Origin of the sequence: Novosphingobium meiothermophilum (assembly GCF_003171715.1) — a bacterium.
GTDB classification, from domain to species: Bacteria; Pseudomonadota; Alphaproteobacteria; order Sphingomonadales; family Sphingomonadaceae; genus Novosphingobium; species Novosphingobium meiothermophilum.
Map to the genome: position 1 here is coordinate 173,724 of NZ_QGHL01000017.1, position 18,938 is coordinate 192,661.

18 protein-coding genes are annotated in these 18,938 nt (G+C 65.8%); 8 read left to right on the forward strand and 10 right to left on the reverse strand.

The features are described from left to right. Nucleotides 1-39: 39 nt before the first annotated feature. The 3 genes from DKM43_RS14650 to DKM43_RS14660 are packed head-to-tail and all read right to left on the reverse strand — an operon-like array spanning nucleotide 40 to nucleotide 2,509. A complete protein-coding gene (locus tag DKM43_RS14650; RefSeq protein ID WP_109799223.1) occupies nucleotides 40-954 on the reverse strand; it encodes a polysaccharide deacetylase family protein in 915 nt (304 codons plus the stop codon). Continuing rightward, the gene (locus tag DKM43_RS14655) at nucleotides 951-1,829 is read right to left on the reverse strand and encodes a polysaccharide deacetylase family protein (protein WP_109799224.1); all 879 of its coding nucleotides are present in this window, start codon (nucleotides 1,827-1,829) and stop codon (nucleotides 951-953) included. The genes DKM43_RS14650 and DKM43_RS14655 overlap by 4 nt, the downstream gene beginning before the upstream one ends. After that, on the reverse strand, nucleotides 1,829-2,509 hold the full coding sequence (locus tag DKM43_RS14660; RefSeq protein ID WP_109799225.1) for an isochorismatase family protein: 681 nt from the start codon (nucleotides 2,507-2,509) through the stop codon (nucleotides 1,829-1,831). Before DKM43_RS14660 ends, DKM43_RS14655 begins: the two co-directional genes overlap by 1 nt. An 83-nt stretch (nucleotides 2,510-2,592) precedes the next feature. On the opposite strand from DKM43_RS14660, the gene DKM43_RS14665 reads away from it, so the two are divergent. The 6 genes from DKM43_RS14665 to DKM43_RS14690 all read left to right on the forward strand — a co-directional run bounded on the left by DKM43_RS14665 (nucleotide 2,593) and on the right by DKM43_RS14690 (nucleotide 8,951). After that, on the forward strand, nucleotides 2,593-3,936 hold the full coding sequence (locus DKM43_RS14665) for an alpha/beta hydrolase (protein WP_109799226.1): 1,344 nt from the start codon (nucleotides 2,593-2,595) through the stop codon (nucleotides 3,934-3,936). Beyond that, on the forward strand, nucleotides 3,933-5,303 hold the full coding sequence (locus tag DKM43_RS14670; protein WP_109799227.1) for a 3-isopropylmalate dehydratase large subunit: 1,371 nt from the start codon (nucleotides 3,933-3,935) through the stop codon (nucleotides 5,301-5,303). The genes DKM43_RS14665 and DKM43_RS14670 overlap by 4 nt, the downstream gene beginning before the upstream one ends. Continuing rightward, complete coding sequence (gene leuD / locus DKM43_RS14675; RefSeq protein WP_109799228.1) at nucleotides 5,300-5,905, forward strand: 3-isopropylmalate dehydratase small subunit; 606 nt, start codon at nucleotides 5,300-5,302, stop codon at nucleotides 5,903-5,905. The genes DKM43_RS14670 and leuD overlap by 4 nt, the downstream gene beginning before the upstream one ends. Further along, nucleotides 5,902-6,819 carry a hydroxymethylglutaryl-CoA lyase gene (locus DKM43_RS14680; protein ID WP_109799229.1) on the forward strand — a complete coding sequence of 306 codons (918 nt, stop codon included), beginning with the start codon at nucleotides 5,902-5,904 and terminating at the stop codon, nucleotides 6,817-6,819. The genes leuD and DKM43_RS14680 overlap by 4 nt, the downstream gene beginning before the upstream one ends. Further along, nucleotides 6,816-8,009 (forward strand): CaiB/BaiF CoA transferase family protein, encoded by a 1,194-nt coding sequence (locus DKM43_RS14685; RefSeq protein WP_269089621.1) that lies wholly within the window; start codon nucleotides 6,816-6,818, stop codon nucleotides 8,007-8,009. Before DKM43_RS14680 ends, DKM43_RS14685 begins: the two co-directional genes overlap by 4 nt. Nucleotides 8,010-8,129: 120 nt before the next feature. Next, the gene (locus DKM43_RS14690) at nucleotides 8,130-8,951 is read left to right on the forward strand and encodes a kinase (RefSeq protein ID WP_109799230.1); all 822 of its coding nucleotides are present in this window, start codon (nucleotides 8,130-8,132) and stop codon (nucleotides 8,949-8,951) included. Here the strand turns inward: DKM43_RS14690 and DKM43_RS14695 are convergent. From DKM43_RS14695 to DKM43_RS14715, 5 genes are all read right to left on the reverse strand, one after another. Further along, nucleotides 8,938-9,615: a hypothetical protein gene (locus DKM43_RS14695; RefSeq protein WP_109799231.1), complete on the reverse strand. Its 678-nt coding sequence runs from the start codon at nucleotides 9,613-9,615 to the stop codon at nucleotides 8,938-8,940. The genes DKM43_RS14690 and DKM43_RS14695 overlap by 14 nt on opposite strands. Nucleotides 9,616-9,689: 74 nt before the next feature. Then, nucleotides 9,690-10,049: a hypothetical protein gene (locus DKM43_RS14700; protein ID WP_109799232.1), complete on the reverse strand. Its 360-nt coding sequence runs from the start codon at nucleotides 10,047-10,049 to the stop codon at nucleotides 9,690-9,692. After that, nucleotides 10,046-11,275: a class I SAM-dependent methyltransferase gene (locus tag DKM43_RS14705; protein ID WP_109799233.1), complete on the reverse strand. Its 1,230-nt coding sequence runs from the start codon at nucleotides 11,273-11,275 to the stop codon at nucleotides 10,046-10,048. Before DKM43_RS14705 ends, DKM43_RS14700 begins: the two co-directional genes overlap by 4 nt. Before the next feature lie 225 nt (nucleotides 11,276-11,500). Further along, entirely contained in the window at nucleotides 11,501-12,247 is a 747-nt protein-coding gene (locus DKM43_RS14710) for an aspartate racemase/maleate isomerase family protein (RefSeq protein WP_109799272.1), read from the reverse strand. A 59-nt stretch (nucleotides 12,248-12,306) separates the two neighbouring features. Continuing rightward, nucleotides 12,307-13,515, reverse strand: coding sequence for an FAD-dependent oxidoreductase (locus DKM43_RS14715; RefSeq protein ID WP_109799234.1), 1,209 nt, complete (start codon nucleotides 13,513-13,515; stop codon nucleotides 12,307-12,309). A 200-nt stretch (nucleotides 13,516-13,715) separates the two neighbouring features. Between DKM43_RS14715 and DKM43_RS14720 the strand changes: the two genes are divergently transcribed. After that, entirely contained in the window at nucleotides 13,716-14,957 is a 1,242-nt protein-coding gene (locus tag DKM43_RS14720) for a serine hydrolase domain-containing protein (RefSeq protein ID WP_161554101.1), read from the forward strand. On the opposite strand, the gene DKM43_RS14725 is transcribed toward DKM43_RS14720, so the two are convergent. Together DKM43_RS14725 and DKM43_RS14730 are read right to left on the reverse strand one after the other, a co-directional pair. Next, nucleotides 14,947-16,377: an MFS transporter gene (locus DKM43_RS14725; RefSeq protein WP_236632614.1), complete on the reverse strand. Its 1,431-nt coding sequence runs from the start codon at nucleotides 16,375-16,377 to the stop codon at nucleotides 14,947-14,949. The two genes, DKM43_RS14720 and DKM43_RS14725, sit on opposite strands and share 11 nt — an antisense overlap. Then, a complete protein-coding gene (locus tag DKM43_RS14730; protein ID WP_109799237.1) occupies nucleotides 16,350-17,870 on the reverse strand; it encodes an aldehyde dehydrogenase family protein in 1,521 nt (506 codons plus the stop codon). The genes DKM43_RS14725 and DKM43_RS14730 overlap by 28 nt, the downstream gene beginning before the upstream one ends. Before the next feature lie 190 nt (nucleotides 17,871-18,060). Here DKM43_RS14730 and DKM43_RS14735 point away from each other — a divergent pair. After that, nucleotides 18,061-18,938 (forward strand): hydantoinase/oxoprolinase N-terminal domain-containing protein (locus DKM43_RS14735; RefSeq protein ID WP_145960528.1); only part of this gene is annotated, 878 nt, incomplete at its 3' end.

The following is an 18,938-nucleotide window of genomic DNA, read 5'->3' on the forward strand; positions in this document are numbered from 1 at the left end:
AACCCCGCCGAGTCAATGCGCGCCTCTTGTCATCTCGCCTCAGCGCTGCCCCTGCCAGCTTTCGACGATCGCATCGCCGCGTGCAAACCAGCATTCCGCCCGCGCCGAAAGCCGTTCCAGCAGGCGTTCGAATGCGCCAATGCGATATGGCAGCCCCATGATATAGGGCGTGGCATGGATCGGCAGCATCCGCCCGCCGCCGGTTCGCGCGGCTTCGCCCGCCAGCCAGTCAAACGCATCTTCCATGCTCTGCGCCCATGAATCGGCAGACTGCTGCTGCACGGCAATGATCGTGCGGTCGGAAAGTTCGTGGTTCAGCGGCAGGTTCACCAGCCCGTTGGAAAAGCCATAGGGCAGTTCATCGTTCACCCAGTCGCAGCAATAGGTCAGGCCCTCTTGCCTGAGCAGGTCCGCCGTGCGGAAACTTTGCGAACGCGCGATGGAAAGCCAGCCTGCGGGCCTGACGCCGGTTGCCGCGAAAAGCCGCGCAAGGGCATCGCCGATCAGCGCGCGTTCCGCCGTCTCGCCCAGCGAACTGTCGATCGTGCCGTTCATGTCGGTGGAATGCGCGATGATCTCGTGACCGCCATCCAGCACCGCCCGAACCAGTTGCGGATAGCGTTCCGCCACGGCCGCGTTGGTGGCAAAGCTCGCCCGCACTCCCGCCTTTTCCAGCGCATCGAGAAAGCGCCATGCACCCACGCGATTGCCATAATCGCGCGCAGTATAGTGGCGCAGATCGGGATAGGCGGTGGCCATGTGGCCGGGCGCGCGAAACGGCATGTCTGTCGGCGTGATCGGAAACCACTCAAGGCTCACGCAGATCCACACCGCGACGCTTCCCCGCGGCCATTTCACCGGTGGCCGTTCATGCAGCGCCGACCAAGGATAGAGCGCGTGGTCATAGCCATGGCTGCGCCTGGGGTATTCCAGATAGGCCGGATCAAGGCTCATGCCTGCGCCCTCCAGTGGTCGATGATGTCGCCCGCGCGAGCCATCCACGCCCGGCCATCGGCGGCGATGTGGCGCAAGGCTTCCTCGAACGGGCCTATGCGGTGCGGCTGGCCGATCAGGTAGGCGTGAAGGGGGATGCACATCACGGTGCCGGATCGCTCGCCCTCGGCCGCAAGCCGTTCGAACTGGCGGATCAGGGTATCGGCATATTCACGGCCCGACATGTTATAGACGAAGAAGCCGTAATGGTCGTTCACCTCAAGGCTGTAGGGGATGGAGGCAAGACGGCCGCGCTTCACCTTCACTTCCTGCACCTGATCGTCGTGATAGAGGTCGCAGGTATAGTCCAGCCCGTATTCGGCAATCAGATCGAGCGTGCGCGGGGTGTGGGTGAGGGCAGGCGCCAGCCAGCCCCGGATGGTCTGCCCGGTGGCCTCGCGCACGGTGCGGATCGAATCCTCGATGATCGCGCGTTCCTGCGCTTCGGACATGTCATAGGCATAGCGCGTGTTGTAGATGCCGTGGCTGAAGAACTCCCATCCTCGCGCCACACCATCGGCCACCACTTCGGGATGGTGCTGGCATAGCGCCACCGAAAGGCTGACCGATCCCGGAAAGCCGTGGCGGCTCATCACATCGGCCATGCGCCAGTGCGAAACCCGGTTGGAATGATCGCGGTGCGAATAGCCCACCACATCGGGATGCGGCCGCGCCCATGCCCTGCGCTTCGGGTGCGCGGGCGGATCGATCTCGTAATATTCCAGATTGGGCGCCACCCATACCGCCACGGTCTTCCCGCCGGGCCACACCACCTTGCCACGCCCGCGATAGGGCACGTAATCGTAAAGCCCCGGATCGGCGCTGCCCTCGTGCATCAGCGCGCCTCCAGCCAGTCGATCACGGTCTGCACCGGTTCGACATCGGCATATTTCAGTTGCAGATCGGTCAGGTTGGCGAAGTGATAGGATTCGTGCTTGTCGGCGCAGGTCTCGATCGGCACGATCGTGCGATAGCCGTGGCTCAGCGCATCCACCGCCGTCGCGCGCACGCAGCCCGATGTGCTGCCTCCCGTCACCACCACGGTATCCACCTTGTGGAACACCAGATAGCTGGCCAGCGGCGTTTCGAAAAAGGCGCTGGGCATCCGCTTGGTAAAGTGCAGATCGTCCGGCCCGAACCGGCAGCGCGGGTCATACTGGTGCCGATCTGAATCATACCTGATGTTCTGGAGGCTGTCGGGCGTATCGGTGCGCGTGCCCCATACGCCCGCATCCGCCGCATCGGCCTTGTAGGCCACGCGCGTCCAGATCACCGGCATGCCTATGGCGCGGGCCAGCGCGCTGATCGTGTTCACGTGTTCGATCTGGCGCGGATCGGTTTCATAGGCCGTGGCAAAGGCGGCAAGATCGGTATAGGCGCGCTGGAAATCCACGTTCACGATGGCCAGCCTGCTGCCGAAGCCGAACTTGCGGCGGGCGGGATTGGCCATGACCTCATCGAAGATCGCCCGTGCGGTGCGGCCATCGCTGACCATGCGGGTGCCCTTGATCGTCAAAGTCGGGTTCCTTTTTATCGCCTGTCAACCAAAACGCGCCGCCATCGTTGCGGGGATGGCCCGTCCCTGCACAGGCCGGGCAGATGATTACGCGCCACTTCCTCACGATCCCCGCCAGCGCCGGTGCGCCTGAGCGCCGGGTTCACTACCGCAAGTGCGGCAGCGGCCCCGCTCTCCTGCTCGTCCACCAGAGCCCGCGAAGCGCGAAGGAATACGAAGCGCTGATGCGCCAATGGGGCGCGCACTTCACCTGCATCGCGCCAGACTCTCCGGGGTTCGGACAATCCTCTCCGCTGCACGGAGAACCGGACATCGATGCCTTTGCCGCCGCCACGCTGCAATTTCTCGATTGCCTTGGCATAAAGCACTGCCATGCTTATGGTTTTCATTCGGGCGGGATCATCCTTGCCCATGCCATGAAGCAGCAGCCGCGCCGTTTCACCGCGCTGGCCATCGGCGGCTATCCGGTCTGGACCGAGGCGGAAATGGCCCTGTTCGGCGAACGCTACACCGTGCCGTTCCGCCCCAGTGCCTATGGCGAGCATCTGACCTGGTTGTGGAACCGCGTGCTGGAACAATCGTGGTTCTTCCCGTGGTTCGACGTGCGCGATGAAACCCGCATGAGCATGGCCCACGCCGATCTGGCGCGGGTGCAGGCCATCGTGATGGAAATGCTCGATGCGGGCGATGCCTACCGGGCTGGCTACCGGGCTGCATTGTCGGCGCCGCCGTGGGTTGCGCCGGAAGCGATGCAGACCGGCCCCGTGCTCATCAGCGCTTACGATGGCGATCCGCTTCAGGCCCATATCGACCGCCTGCCCGCCCTGCCGTCCGGCTGGCGGACTGCCAGGGTGCCCGGCCCGGCAGCGCACCTTGCCACCTGCCTTGCCTTCCTGCGTTCGCACCCGGCAGCAGATTGCCCCGCACTGGCCGAAGATCACGCCGAGGGCTTCATTGCCCTTGGCGCGGGGCTGATCCACTGGCGCGGCACGATGGGAGCAAGGCGGCTCGTGCTGCACGCGCCGGGGGCAGAGCTTGCCGATCCGGGGCCGGAAGCCATCGCTATCGATGTGCCGGGGCACGGACTGTCAGACGGGGTTGAGCGCCTTGCGGATGCGCTCGATGCCATCCGTGCGCAACTGGGAACCGATCGGCCTGTTCTGCCGCAGCCTCCCGCGGGCGATCCCGATATGCTCTATCCCGATCTGGCCCCGCAGCGCTTTGGCGAACACCTGCTGCGCGCGTGGGGGCTTTCGCGCGCCGAGGCCCTGTTTGCGCCGTGGTATGAAGCCAATGCCGCCCACGCCATCCCGGTCATTCCATCCGCGATCACGCCCGAAGCTATCGCCCTGCGGACACGCGCCCGGTTGCGCGCTGGCAACGCCGCGCGGCAGTGGCACGATGCGCTGGTGAAGATGCAGCCATGACCGGACCACGGACCTTTTTTGCCAAGATCTGGGATGCCCACCATGTTGCCGATACGGCAGCGGGCGCGGCGCTCATCGCCATCGACCGCGTGTTCCTGCACGAACGCACGGGCGCTGCCGCACTCAAGGCCATGGCCGCCGCAGGCCGCCCCGTGCACGATCCGGCGCGGGTCTTTGCGGTCATGGACCATATCGTCGATACCCGCCCCGGCCGCGGCGACCAGACCCTCATGCCCGGCGGGCAGGCATTCATCACCGAAACCCGCGAAGCCGCGCTTGCGGCAGGGATAACCCTGTTCGATGTGACCGATCCCGATCAGGGCATTACCCACGTCATCTCGCCGGAACTGGGCATCGTCCTGCCCGGACTGACGCTTGTTGCGCCCGACAGCCACACCTGCACGCAAGGAGCGCTGGGCGCGCTGGCCTGGGGCATTGGCTCCAGCGAGGCCGAACACGCCATGGCTACCGGCGTCCTGCGCCTTGGCCGCCCGCAATCCATGCGCGTGACCTTCACCGGACAGCTCGCCCCCGGCGTCACGGCCAAGGACATGGCGCTTGCCTTGCTGGCCACGCACGGCGCGGGCGGCGGCGCGGGCCATGTGGTGGAGTTCGCCGGAGAAGCGGTCCGCGCGCTCGACATCGAATCCCGCATGACCTTGTGCAACATGGCCACCGAATTTGCCGCCATGACCGGCATCATCGCGCCCGATGAAAGGACCTATGCCTATCTTGCCGGCCGGCGCCATGCACCGCCCGCGTTCGACCATCCGCACTGGCAATCCCTGCACACCGATCATGGCGCCACCTTCGACCGCGAGATCGTGATCGATGCAGGCGCGCTGGCACCGATGGTGACATGGGGCACCAGCCCCGAACACGCCGTGGCCGTGGATGGCACGGTCCCGCAAGGGCCGCAGCGCGCGCACGAATACACCGGGCTTGCGGCGGGCACCCCGATCAAGGGCACGCCGATCGATGCGGCCTTCATCGGATCGTGCACCAATGCGCGCCTTTCGGACCTGCGCCGCGCGGCCCGGCTGCTGAAGGGCAGGCGCATTTCGCCCGCCATCCGCAAGGCGCTCGTCGTGCCGGGCAGCATGGCGGTAAGGCGCGCGGCCGAGGCCGAAGGTCTGGACAAGGTCTTTGCCGATGCCGGGTTCGAATGGCGGGAAAGCGGCTGTTCGCTGTGCTTCTATGCCGGGGGCGAAGGCTTTGCCCCCGGCAGCCGCACGATCAGCAGCACCAACCGCAATTTCGAAGGACGTCAGGGCCCCGGCATCCGCACCCACATTGCCAGCCCGGAAACGGTGGCCGCCAGCGCGCTGGCAGGGGCCATCGCCGATCCGCGGGAAATGATGCGATGAAGCGCTTCACCACGCTCACTTCGCGCGCCATCCCCTTGCTGCGCGACAATATCGATACCGACACGGTGATCCCCAGCCGCGAGATGAAAAGCACCGGGCGCACCGGCCTTGCCGACGGGCTGTTCGCACCGTGGCGCTATGCCGACGCCGCTGCCCGCACGCCCGATCCCGCCTTCCCCCTCAACCAGCCAGAGGCGGCAGGGCAGCGCATCCTGCTGGCGGGTGCCAACTTCGGCTGCGGATCGAGCCGCGAACATGCCGTATGGGCGCTGATGGAATGGGGCATCGCCTGCGTCATCGCGCCGGGCTTTGCGCCGATCTTCCAGGCCAATGCGCTGCGCAACGGCCTGCTGCCGGTAGTCCTGCCCGCACCCGCGATTGCAGCAATGCCATGGGCAGACGTGACCATCGATCTGCCTGCGCAGACCGTTGCCTGCGGACAGAGCGTGCATCCCTTCGCAATCGCGCCAGAGCCGAAGGAAATGCTGCTCGAAGGTCTCGACGCCATTGACCTTACCCTGAAGGCGCGGCCCCAGATCGACGCCTGGACCGCACGCGACCGGGCCTTGCGCCCCTGGGTCTATCCGGAGCAGCAGCCATGACCCGCATCCTCGTTTCCGAAGTCGGCCCGCGCGACGGCTTGCAATCGATCAGCACGGTCATGCCGCTTGCAGCCAAGAAGGCATGGATCGCGGCCGAGGCCGCAGCCGGCGTGCGCGAGATCGAGGTGGGCAGCTTCGTGCCGCCCTCGCTGCTGCCGCAGATGGCCGACACGCCGGAACTGGTGCGCTTTGCCCGCACCCTGCCGGGGCTGAACGTGGTGGCGCTGGTGCCCAATGCCAAGGGCGCCGCGCGCGCGGTGGAAGCAGGCGTCCACGGCATGTCGATCCCCTTTTCGATGAGCGAGACCCATTCCATCCGCAACGTGCGCAAGGACCATCCTGCGATGCTTGCCGAAATCCGCGCTGCGGCCGCGATTGCACGCGAGGGCGGCGTCCACTTCGCGGTGGGTCTTTCCACCGCCTTCGGCTGCACGCTGGAGGGCGCGGTCAGCCCCGATGCGGTTGCGCGTCTTGCCGAAGCGGCGGCCGAAGCTGGTGCGCTGGAGTTCAGCCTTTCGGATACCACGGGCTATGCCGACCCTGCGCAGGTCCGCCGCCTGATCCGCAAGGTGCGCTCGGCGGTCGGTGACATGCTGACCACCCTGCACCTGCACAACACGCGCGGGCTTGGCCTCGCAAATGCGCTGGCCGGGCTGGACGAGGGCATCACCACGCTCGACGCCTCGCTGGGCGGGCTGGGCGGGTGCCCCTATGCGCCGGGCGCTTCGGGCAATCTGGTGACGGAAGATCTGGTGCTCATGCTCAACAGCATGGGGCTGGATACCGGGATCGACCTCGAAAAGCTGATCGAGGTGCGCACCATCCTGAAAGACGCCCTGCCCGGCGAGCCGCTCTACGGTTTCACGCCCGATGCCGGGCCGATGCTCGATTACCACGAAAGGATCGCACAGTGAGCGCGCCGCAACCAGCCACCCCCCAGCCGCTTGCCGGCATCCGGGTTGTCGAGTTCACGCACATGGTCATGGGCCCGGCGGTGGGCCACATCCTTGCCGGGCTGGGCGCCGAGGTGGTGCGGATCGAACCGGTCGGCGGAGACCAGACGCGCCGCCTACTGGGTTCGGGCGCGGGCTATTTTCCCATGTACAACCGGGGCAAGCAATCGGTCTGCCTCAACCTCAAGTCGGCCGAAGGGCTGGCCGTGGCGCGCGATCTGGCAGGGAACGCGGACGTGCTGGTGGAAAACTTCCGCCCCGGCGCGCTCGACCGGCTCGGCCTGTCCTACGAAGCGCTTTGCGAAACCAACCCCCGGCTGATCTACTGCTCGGAAAAGGGCTTTCTCCCCGGCCCTTACGAACACCGCACCGCGCTTGATGAAGTGGCGCAGATGATGGGCGGCCTCGCCTACATGACCGGGCCGCCGGGACGCCCCTTGCGCGCAGGCTCCAGCGTGATCGACGTGACCGGCGGCATGTTCGGCGTGATCGGCATTCTTGCAGCCCTTGAAGAACGCCACCGCACCGGGCGCGGGCAGAAGGTCGTTGCCAGCCTGTTCGAAACCACGGTCTATCTCGTGGGCCAGCACATGGCGCAGTTCGCCGTCACCGGAAAGGCCGCCTCGCCCATGCCCGCACGCATATCGGCATGGGCCATCTACGATGTGTTCGAGACGAAGGACGAGCCGGTCTTCATCGGCGTCGTTTCCGACAGCCTCTGGGAAAGGTTCTGCAAGCTGTTCGCGCTTGATGATCTGTGGGCCGATGAAACCCTGCGCGCCAACAACAGCCGCGTGCTGGCGCGGGACCGCATCCTGCCGCAGATCCGCGCGCTGATCGCGGGCATGACCCGCGCCGAGATCGTGGCGAAGCTGGAAGGCACGGGCCTGCCTTTCGCGCCCATCGGGCGGCCAGAGGACTTGTTCGACGATCCGCAACTGGCCGAAGGCGGGCTGGAGCCGGTCACGCTCGACAATGGCTGCGAAACCCGCCTGCCCACGATCCCGCTGGAAATGGACGGCAAGCGCCCCGGCGCACCGGTCGCGCTGCCCGGTCCGGGTGCCGATACCCGCGCCGTGCTGCAATCGCTGGGCTATGACGAGGCGAGGATCATCCACCTGAGCGAAACCGGCGCCATCGCGGTCGCCTGAACCTGATGGGGAGCAGTCATGCTTCCCTCGGCAGGGCTGAACCGCAAGGCGGCCGAATATCGCAACTGATTGCGCTGGGAACGACGGCGCGCGATAACCGGGGCCGGAAAGGGGTGACGGATGACCTCCACCGCCGCCATCGTGGCCGAACATCTTCTGCCCCGTCTGAAGGACGCCGTGCGCCGGCCCTTCGTGCTTGGCCTGTGCGGCGCGCAGGGCAGCGGCAAGACCTGGACGACGCGCAGCCTCAGGCATTTGCTCGAAGCGAAGGGGATTCGCGTCGCTGCGTTCTCGCTCGACGATCTCTATCTGGCCAGGGCGCGCCGCGAGGCTCTGGCGCGGGCCGTTCATCCGCTGCTTGCGGTGCGCGGCGTGCCCGGCACGCATGACGTGGAACTGGGCCTTGCGCTTTTCGGCGCCCTTGGCCAGTCCGGCCGGGTGCAAGTCCCGGCGTTCGACAAGGCGTGCGATGACCTTTTCCCGCGCGAGGCATGGCCCTTCGCGGATGCGCCCGTCGATGTCGTCCTGTTCGAAGGATGGTGTGTGGGGGCCGTGCCGCAGGACGAGGCGGCACTGGCTTCCCCCGTCAACCGGCTCGAACGCGAGGACGACCCCGACATGATCTGGCGGCGCCACGTCAACGCCTGCCTTGCCGGGCCTTACGCGGCGCTGTTCGCGCGGATCGACATGCTCGTGCTGCTGGCGGCCCCCGGCTTCGGGGTGGTATCGCGCTGGCGCCGCCAGCAGGAGGAAACGCTGCGCCGGTCGATCACGCAGAAGGGCGGGGAAGCCCCCGCCCTGATGGATCGCGCCGCGATAGAGCGCTTTGTCATGTTCTACGAACGCCTCACGCGGCACATTCTGGCCGAGATGCCATCGCGGGCCGACCTGACAATCGCCCTTGATGTGCACCGCAATCCGGTTTCGGTCAGAACGGCTTGACAGTGCCCAGAAAGCAGATCCCGGAAATCGTGATCCAGTAGATATAGGCAAGGCCGCGCCCGATCACGATCTCGCGTTCAAGGGCCGCTTCCTGTGCCGGGTCCGGACCGGCCGCCAGCGCGCGGAAACGCATGGTCCACAGCCGCATGATCCAGCGCAGGCCCAGCCCGATGCACAGCGTGAAGCCATAGAGCGTGAACTTGGTGGCATACCAGCGCACACCTTCGCTCGCTTCGAACGGGCCATGGCCCGTCAGCGAGGAAATGCCGACCACGAAGATCGTCGGGATCAGGACATAGCGGATCGCCTCGTCCAGCTTGGTCAGGCGGATGCCAAGATCGGTTTCGCGCGTGAAGAACGCGCCCCAGCACAGCGCAAGCCAGCCTGCCACGAATGCCCACATCGCGGTCAGGTATCCGCCGCCATAGGGTTGCAGGCCATAGATGTTGCCCATGTGCAGCCCCAGCGGCAGCAGCAGGATGATGCCCGTGCGCGCGAGGATGTCGATGCGGTAGGCGGTTTCCATGTGCCGCCTGCGCTCTTCCAGCGAAAGATTGCGGTTGATGATGTTGTAGCTTGACTGGAACACGCCCCATTCCCCGCCCAACCAATATACCATGGCAAGAATGTGGACCCAGCGCAGGACAAGCACTTCTTCGATCATTGTTTCCCCCCAAGGGCTGCCCGTGCAGCCGGTCGGGGCCTCGGCGCTTGCGGCCTGAGGCCCCGCGCACGGCATCAGGGCGTTGACAGCTTCTCGACCCAGTCCATGATCGGCGGGTCGGGGTTTTCCATGGCTTCCACTTCCTGCTGGAAGCCGCGCATCACGCGGGCGATGTAGGCGCGGGTGCTTTCCCCGCGTTCCTCGCCCGCCGCGCGATCGGGCGCATAGTTCTCGATGTCATCGCGGCGCAGCGTGCCAGCACTTTCAAGCAGGCGCTCCACCGTATCGAGCCGTTCCCGCGTGGCGGACAGTTCCGCGGCCACAGCAAGCGTCAGCGAATAGAGCCGGTCGAGCGCAGGCTCGTCGAAGAAGGCCGGGCGGCGGCCCTTGGCACGCGCGCCCGAACGGGCGATCCAGTCGATACCCTCGGTCATGCGGCAATCTCCTGTCCGGTCGCCTGCGCGGGCGCGGCCTTCCACGCGCCATAGGCATTCCACACCGCGGCGCGGCCATAGTCCTCGGCCTCGCCTTCGGGCGAGGGCGGAAAGATCGTCGGATCGACCACGGCGCGCACGCCCACCACGAACTGTTCGGCATGGCTGAAGCCGGCCTCGGCCATCACGTCTTCCAGCTCCACGCCGTGCATGGCCGACCAGAACGGCTCGTTGTTGTTGAAGGCGTCCCAATCGCGCATGAACTGTTCGAACAGGGGCATGTCGGGGCCATACTGGGGCTGCTCCACATGCAGGATAAGGCCGCCCGGCTTCAGCACCCGGTGCGCCTCGCGCAGGATCTTCGGCATGGCGGCCGCCGAAAGTTCGTGCAGGAACATCGTGGTCTGCACCCAGTCGAAGTGATCGTCGGGAAAGCGCGAGAGATCTTCGGCATTGGCCTGCACGAAGCGGATGTTCTTCACACCCAGCCCCGCCGCACGCGCCGCGGCATAGCGCAGCGACGCGCCCGCGGTGTCGATCGCGATCACTTCCGCTTCGGGAAAGCCCTGCGCCAGCGGCACCGCGTTGTGGCCAACGGTGCAGCCGATGTCGAGAATGCGCCGCGGCCGCCAGTCGGGCCGGTTGGCCCTGGCCCAGGCAACGAGCGCCTGCCCGCCCCCATCGTTGAGCGCGCCCAACGCCCCGCCCACGGTGGCAAACAGCCCCACATCGTAGTTGGCCCCTGCCGTCACGTCACCCGGACGCTCGTGCGAGTGATAGCCGCCGGGCTGGCAATGGATGTCGACGCAGGTCTGATAGACCGGCTGCGTGATGCTGTCATCGAGTTCGAGCTGGCCGGAATGCTCGTTGAACTGGCAGGCCTGCGCATCCAGCGCGTCAAGCTGGCGCAGCACGGTCTGCCGCCCGTTCATCTGGCGCATTTCCATCGAATTGCGCTTCAGGGCCGACCACATGCGATGGAACGGATCGCGGTTCATCGCATCGCGGATTTCGTAGCGGTGCTCAGGATCGCGGCCATGCTCGGCACGGAACGCGGGCAGCACCCGTGTTTCATAGGCCAGCCTGTTGCCCGCCCCCAGCGTGCCGGAAAGATAGCGGTTGAAATGGGTGAGGAAGTTGAAGCGCGCGGCTTCGTCATGGCTGGTGCGCGGCATCATCGGATGGCGCGTCAGCGCGGTATAGGGCGGTGGCAGATCGTTCTTCATGCGGTTCGTCCTCTGGCGTGGAGCAGGAGGGATTCGCTTGCCCTTATTTGTCCGGACAACTTTTCCGACCTGATGCGGCTCTGTCAAGCTGCCGCTTCGGATAATTTGTATGGACAACTTTGAAAGTCGGGCCTTGATGCAAGTCAATTCCAAGAAACATGAGTGATGAAGGTGCGCACAGCCTGATGGGAAGACTGCCCGCCATGCGCACCCCCGCCCATCGCCTCAGAACTCGGCGAGCAGCCTGCCCAGCCCCTCGATCCGGTCGGTAATCCCCAGCTGGCGCAGCGCGTGCCAGTAGGTTGCGGTGTTGATCGCGATGACCGGCTTGTCGCGCTTCTGCTCATATTCGGCCGCAAGGCTGACCATCGAAAGATTGGTCCCCACCTGCACGATCGCGTCCACATCGTTGCCATCGAGATGATCGATCACCTCGCGCAGCCGCTGCGGCGTCACCCTGGCGATGTCGGTCCAGCGCCGGCATTGCAACGGCACGTCGCGCACCACCGTGAAGCCCGATTCCTCAAGAAAGCGGCGCACTTCGGCATTGGCCACCGGGTAATAGGGCGAAACGAAGCTCACCGTCTTCACATTGCCATAGGCATGAAGCGCAGCGGCAATCGATTCCGATCCCGTCGATGCGCCGACACCGGCCAGTTCCTCGACCTCGGCCTTGAACCTGCGGCCGCCTTCGACCCCGCCGTAGAACGTGATCGCCGACATGCCGAGCACGAGATATTCGGGCCGCAGCGTCATGACCGAGCGCACCGCATCCATGGTGTTTTCGGCAATCGCGGTCGTGCCGGCAATGAAATCCTCGTTCGAAAGCGCCACCGGATCCTGCACGAAGATTCGCGAGAAGTGGTTGGTAACACCGGCCGGGCGCATGCGCTCCATGTCGGGCTGGACGGTGGTATTGGTGGAAGGGGCAATCACGCCAAGGCAGGCGCGGTATCCCTGGACATCGACCATGTGGTTCGTCTCCATGAGCGCGGCGCCGCAGTCCCACCGCTGCGCCGCCGCGATGCGTGTCAGTTGATCGCAGCCGCCTGGGCGAGGCTGTCGAACATGGCTTGGCGCAGCAGGTATTGGCGGCGCGCTTCGTCGTTGGTCTTGATTTCCAGCATTTTCGCTCGGCGCGCTGCGTGCGCGCTGTCCTGTCCGCCGCGGATGAAGGCCATGTTTTCCTTGGTCTGCATCTGGGTGAAGCTGTGCGTCACCTCGCGGCGCTGCCGGTCGTAAAGCGCAAGGGCAGGTTCCATGGCGGCCTTGCCCTTCAGCACCGGTTCCAGCTTTTCGAACAGGTTGAAGGCATCGTGCACGCCTGAGTTCATGCCGAACCCGCCCAGCGGATTGTTGAGGTGCGCGGCATCGCCCACCAGCATGACCCGGCCTTCGCGGAACGATTGGGCCACGCGCTGGTGCACCCGGTAAAGCGTGCGGTGCTCGGTCCTGACTGCGGCCCCGTCGCCCACGAGCCGGTCGAAAATGCCGTTCTTGATCGCATCCGAGCGCAGTTCGTCATCGCTGAGCGACCCGTCGGTGGGCACCAGAACGCGCCACAGCGAAGGCACGCGCAGCAGCACCAGCCATTCTTTGGGATCGGAAACATAGTTCACCAGCGCCAGATTCGGCAGATGGTCGGCCAGTTCCAGATCGGTGGACAGGCACAGGAAGCGTTCGGGATAGGTGAACCCGTCAAACTCGATCCCCAGCCACTTGCGCACGATCGAATTGGCCCCGTCGGCCCCGACAAGGAAATCGGCGCGCAGCCGGTTGATGCCGAAGGCCGTCTCGGCCCAAAGATCCACCCCGCTTTCGTCCTCACGGAAGGTCAGGAGGCGGTTGTTGAAGCGCATCTGCGCATTGGCGAACTTTTCCAGCCCTGCCGCCAGCGCGCGCGAAAGGTGATACTGTTCGCACTGGATGCGGAAAGGATAGCGAGTGACATCGTCGATCTCGCTCAGGTCAAAGTCGATCACCTCGCCGCTCTGGCGGTCGCGCCAGTGATAGACCGGCGCCTTCAGCCCCTTGTCCAGCAGCATGGGCGTGATCCCGATGGCATCGAGCATTTCCAGCGTCGGCGGATGGAAGGTGGAGGCGCGCAGATCCTGCGCGCAATCCTCGGCCGCTTCCAGCACGATAACGTCCACCCCCGCCTGGGCCAGCAGCGTGGCAAGAACCGTTCCCACGGGACCGGCCCCGACAATCGCCACCTGGCACCGTTCAACCCCTGTCATAACTTCAGGACTCCAATCTCGCTTGCCATTCGCGGTATGGACCGGAGAAACCGACTGCGTTGGCAAAGCCGCAGAACTATCCGCCTTGCGGTGATTGGCAGGTCAGGAACGGGCAAATGCGTGAAGCCGTCCCACAAGCAGCCTACAGGTCTGTCGCGCCATCCAGCGGGGCGTGGCCGCACGTCCGGGGAGTTCACGCGATGATTGCAAAGCGCCGTAACCTGCTTCTTGCCCTTTCGCTGCTGGCCCATGCGCATTCGGCCAGTGCCAGTGCCGATCCAGCGCAAAGCCCCGTTTCAGCAGACGACAGCGCCGAGGCCGTCTATCGCGCGAGGCTGGCGGTGTTCCTGAAAGACCCCGGCAACCTGCCCTACGAACCGACCGAGCCGCTGCGCGGCACAACGAGGTGGAAGCCGCTGCCGACCGTGCCCGCCGCCCGCAGCGGCATTTCCGCCGATGCACTGGAAAAGGCGCGCGCCTATGCCGCTATGATGAACTCCAGCGCCTTCATGGTCTGGCGCAATGGCAGGGTTGTTTCGCAGTGGTATGCCCCCGGTGTCACCGAGAAGACGCCGATCACCTCGAAATCACTGTCGAAGCCGCTGACCGCCATCGCGGTGGGGCGCGCGCTGGCGCTGGGCAGGATCCGTTCGATCGACCAGTCGATCGCGGATTTCATCCCGCGGGCAAAGGGCACCGAGAAGGAGAAGATCACGATCCGCTATCTGCTCGACATGCGATCGGGGATGCTGGATCAGGGCTTCAGCACCGATCCCGACCATCCCTATAACCGGGCGCTGCTGCATCCCGACTTCGGCGAGAAGATCATCGACATCTACCCCGTGCCGCACCCGGTGGGTAAGCACTATTCCTATGCCAACGCGCCAAGCGATCTCATCGCCATGGTGATCGAAGGCGCCACCGGGATGCGCTATGGCGATTTCATCACGCGCGAGGTGCTGCAACCGCTGGGCGCGCAGGGCGGAACCATGTGGGTGGGCAAGCCGGGCGGGCTGGCCCATGCCGGATGCTGCGCCACCATGCCGGCCGATACCTATCTGCGCTTTGCCGTGCTGCTGATCGACGACGGGATCTGGCAGGGCAAGCGCCTCCTGCCGAAGGGATACGTGGCCGAAATGCGCAAGGGCACCGCCGAAAATCCCAACTTCGGCCTCGGCATCTGGCTTGGCGAACCCTACCGCCAGCGCCGCCCCTTCGGCGCGCCGGGGATGCTCGGCCCGCACGTGCTCCATTCCGAACCCTTCCTCGATCCGGACCTGTTCATGTTCGATGGCAATTCGAACCAGCAGGTGGCGATCAGCCCGAAACACCGGCTGATCGTGCTGCGCGTGGGCGCAACGCCGCCTGCGCCCAAGGACGGCAGCCCCGAATGGGACAACGCCTTTCTGCCCAACACCCTGATTCGGGGAATCACGAAATAGGCGCCGCGCCGGGCAGCCTGTAGCGGGTGAAGATCACCAGCGCCGCAAGCTGCATCCCGGCGGGAATCACGCTGTAAAGCAGGATGATGCCGGTAATGGCGCTCTCGCTCTGCGCCGCCGCACCCCCGGTGGACGAGACGAAGCCGAACGCGCTCATCACCGCGCCTGCAATCACCGGGCCAAGCGCGAAGGCCAGCTTCTCCATGGCCGAAAACAGCCCCGCGAATACGCCTTCGTTGGCCACGCCCTGCATCCGGCGCTGATAGTCCACGGTATCGGTCATCATCGACAGCGCCAGCAGGATGAAGCCGCCGTTGACCGAACCGATCACCACCGCGCGCAGCAGGATCAGCAGGTGCTGGACATTCACCGGCTGCCCGCCCGGCAGCGTGGCAACTGCTGCCCCGGCCCCAGCTCCGGCCCCGCCTGCGTCAACCCAGAGCCATGTCACCGTCACCGCCGCCCATACCAGCGAGGCCGCGACATAGGCGCGCGGCTTGCCGATCCGGCGCGGCAACCACAGCCACAGCGGCTGCGCGGCAAGGCTGGCGGCAGACATGCACAGGATGAACAGCGGGATGAGCCAGATCGCCTGCACGGCATAAAGAAACACGAAGCCGATCACGGTATAGCTTGCCGCCTGCCCGATGTTCGAAACGAAGCTGGTGGCCAGGAGCACCAGATACGGCCGGTTCGCGCCCACCGTGCGCATCTGGTCGAGCAGGGAGCCCGGCACCGCGCCCGCATGGATCAGCGGCACGCGCCGCAGCCCGCTGGCCGTCGTCAGCATCGAGACGAGGCACAACGCGCCGAAGATCCAGCTCATCATATGCCAGCCCGACGCCCCACCGCCGAAATGCGCGATGATCGGCTGCGCCAGCCCCACGCCCACCAGCACGCCAAACGTGGCAAAGACCATGCGCAGCACCATGATCCGGTTGCGCTGGTGCGGATCGCCCGAAAGTTCGGCCGCGATGGCCAGATAGGGCACCGAATAGATGCTGAACGCGGTGGAAGCGAGGAAGAACAGCGCGCAGATTGCCGCGGCCGCAATGGTCGGACTGGGATAGGACGTGAACGCGAACAGCGCGATGAAGCCCAGCGTCGTTCCCACTGCCCCGCCAATCAGGAACGGCGTGCGCCCGATGGCCGCCTTCATCCGGTCCGACCATGCCCCCACCAGCGGATCGCACACGATCAGCCAGAGCTTGGGCATCAGCACCACAAGGCCCGCCAGCCACGCGGGCACGCCCAGCATCGTCGTCATGAACAGCGGCAGCAGCACCGCAGGCGTATCGCGGAACACCTGCGCGCCAAGCTGGCCCACGCCATAGCGCAGGACAACGCTGGTCGGCACTTCGCCGGGCAGGGCCGAAGGGGCGGCAGAGGAGGTCATACGCAGGCGCAGACCGTTTTCCATTCAAGGTAATTGTCCATCGCCTGCCGACCGCTGTCGCGGCCCCAGCCCGATTGCTTCACCCCGCCGATGGCAAGGCTGGCATCATACATGGCGTGGCAGTTGATCCACACCGTGCCCGCGCGAATGTCGGCCGCCATGCGGTGCGCGGTGGAAAGGCTTTCCGTCCAGACGCTGGCGGCTAGGCCGTATTCGCTGTCGTTCGCGGCCGCGATCACTTCTTCCGGCTCGTCGAAGGGCTGGACAACCAGCACCGGCCCGAACACTTCCTCGCGCACGATCTCCATGCCCGGCGTCACGTCCACCACCACGGTGGGGGTGATGAAAGTCCCCGCATCGCCGGTGCGCTCGCCCCCGGTCAGCATGGTGGCGCCTTCTGCTCTTGCGCGCTGGAGAAAGCCTTCCACGCGCTCGGCATGGCGGGCCGAAACCAGCGGTCCCATCTGCGTATCGGGGGCCAGACCGTGGCCCATCTTCAGGCCTTTGGCATAGGCGGCAATGCCTTCGACCACCTGATCGTGGACCGAACGATGAACGTAGAGCCGCGACCCGGCAATGCACACCTGCCCGCCGTTGAAGAAGATCGCATTGGCAACGCCGGGCACGGTAATGCCCATGTCGGCATCGGGAAACACGATCGACGGGGACTTGCCTCCCAGTTCCAGCGTCACGCGCTTGAAGTTGGTCTTGGCGGCATCCAGCACCGCGCGGCCCGTGGCAGTCGATCCGGTAAAGGCAATCTTGTCCACCTGGGGATGCGCAGCCAGCGTCGCCCCGGTCTGCCCGCCAAGGCCGGTCACGACATTGAGCACGCCCGCCGGAAGCCCGGCTTCCATCATCAGTTCGGCAAGGCGCAGCGCTGTAAGCGAGGTGTCCTCGGCGGGTTTCAGCACCACGGTGCAGCCTGCCGCCAGCGCGGGTGCCAGCTTCATCGCGGTCAGCACCAGAGGCGAGTTCCACGGCACAATCGCCGCCACCACGCCCACCGGTTCGCGCACCGTCCAGGTGCGCATCTGGCGGCCTGCGGGCTGATAGTTGATCGAACTTTCGATCGACTGGCCCTCGATCGCCATGGCCTGGCCCGCAAAGAAGCGGAACTGGGCCGCCGCCCCCGGAATCTCGGCCCAGCGCCCCACGAACAGCGGCTTGCCCTGATCGAGCGTTTCCAGTTCGGACAGATCGTCGATGTTGGCGTCGATCAGGTCTGCGATCTTCCACAGGATGCGGGCGCGCTCTGCCGGCACGGTTGCCTTCCAGCCCGCCAGCGCATTGCGTGCCGCTGCCACCGCCGCATCGACATCGGTCGCGCTGGCCGCGGCGATGCGTCCGGTTTCCGCCCCGGTCGCCGGATCAAGCGTGGCAAAATCCGCGCCGCCCCCGGCCCTGCGCCATGCCCCGCCAATCAGCAGCCCTTCGCCCCGCGCACGTCGCGCCAGAAAATCCAGGGTGCCGGGTCGCAGGGTGAAGGCGTGGGGCCGAACGGGATCGAAAGCCATGATTCTGCAATGCTCCTGTAATGCGCGATGACTGCCCCCTGACCGTGCGGCCAGCCAGACCGCCATACGCGAAAAGCCGCTTGGCGGATAAGTCTGTCCGAAATCGTCGCTGCCGCGGCAGGTGCGCATAGCAAGCGTGGCGAGAAACCATGACGGCGATTCCGCCGCGAGACGAGCGATCGGGGAAGACATGACCTATCGACTGGGCGTGGACGTGGGCGGCACGTTCACCGACCTCCTGCTGTTCGACCAGAGCACCGGCACCTTCTGGCGGCACAAGACCCCATCCACCCCGCACGACAGTTCGGAAGGCATCCTGAACGGCGTAAGCGCGATCTGCGAGAAAGCCGGGATCACGCCGGGCGATATCGACTATTTCCTGCACGGCACCACGGTTGCCACCAATGCCGTGCTCGAAGGCAAGGGCGCGCGCGTCGGCCTCGTCACCACCGACGGCTATCGTCAGGTCATGCAGATCGCGCGCAGTTTCGTGCCGGGCGGGCTTGCCGGATGGATCGTCTGGCCCAAGCCGCAGCCGCTGGCAGCCCTTGAGGATACGGTCGAAGTGCGCGGCCGCATGGATGCACAGGGCAACACGCTTGAGCCGCTCGACGAGGATCAGGTGCGCGCGGCTCTCATCGCCCTGCGCGACAGCGGCATCGAGGCACTGACCGTCAGCCTCATCAACGCCTATCTCAACGGCGCTCACGAACGGCGCATCGGCGAACTCGCGGCAGAGATCATGCCCGGCATCCCCATTTCGCTCAGCCACGAAGTCCTGCCGGAAATGCAGGAGTATGAACGCACCCTCACCACCGTGGCCAACGCCGCCGTGCGCCCGGTCGTGGGCAAGTATGTGCGCAACCTGCGCGATCGGCTGCGCGGGGCGGGAATGGCGGGATCGCTCTCGCTGCTGCGGTCTGACGGCGGCCTCATGTCGTCCGAAAAATCGGAAGAGCATCCTGTCTCGCTGCTCATGTCTGGCCCGGCGGGCGGGGTGACGGGCGCGATCTGGGTGGGGCGCAACGCGGGCATCCGCAACATCCTCACCCTCGATGTCGGCGGCAC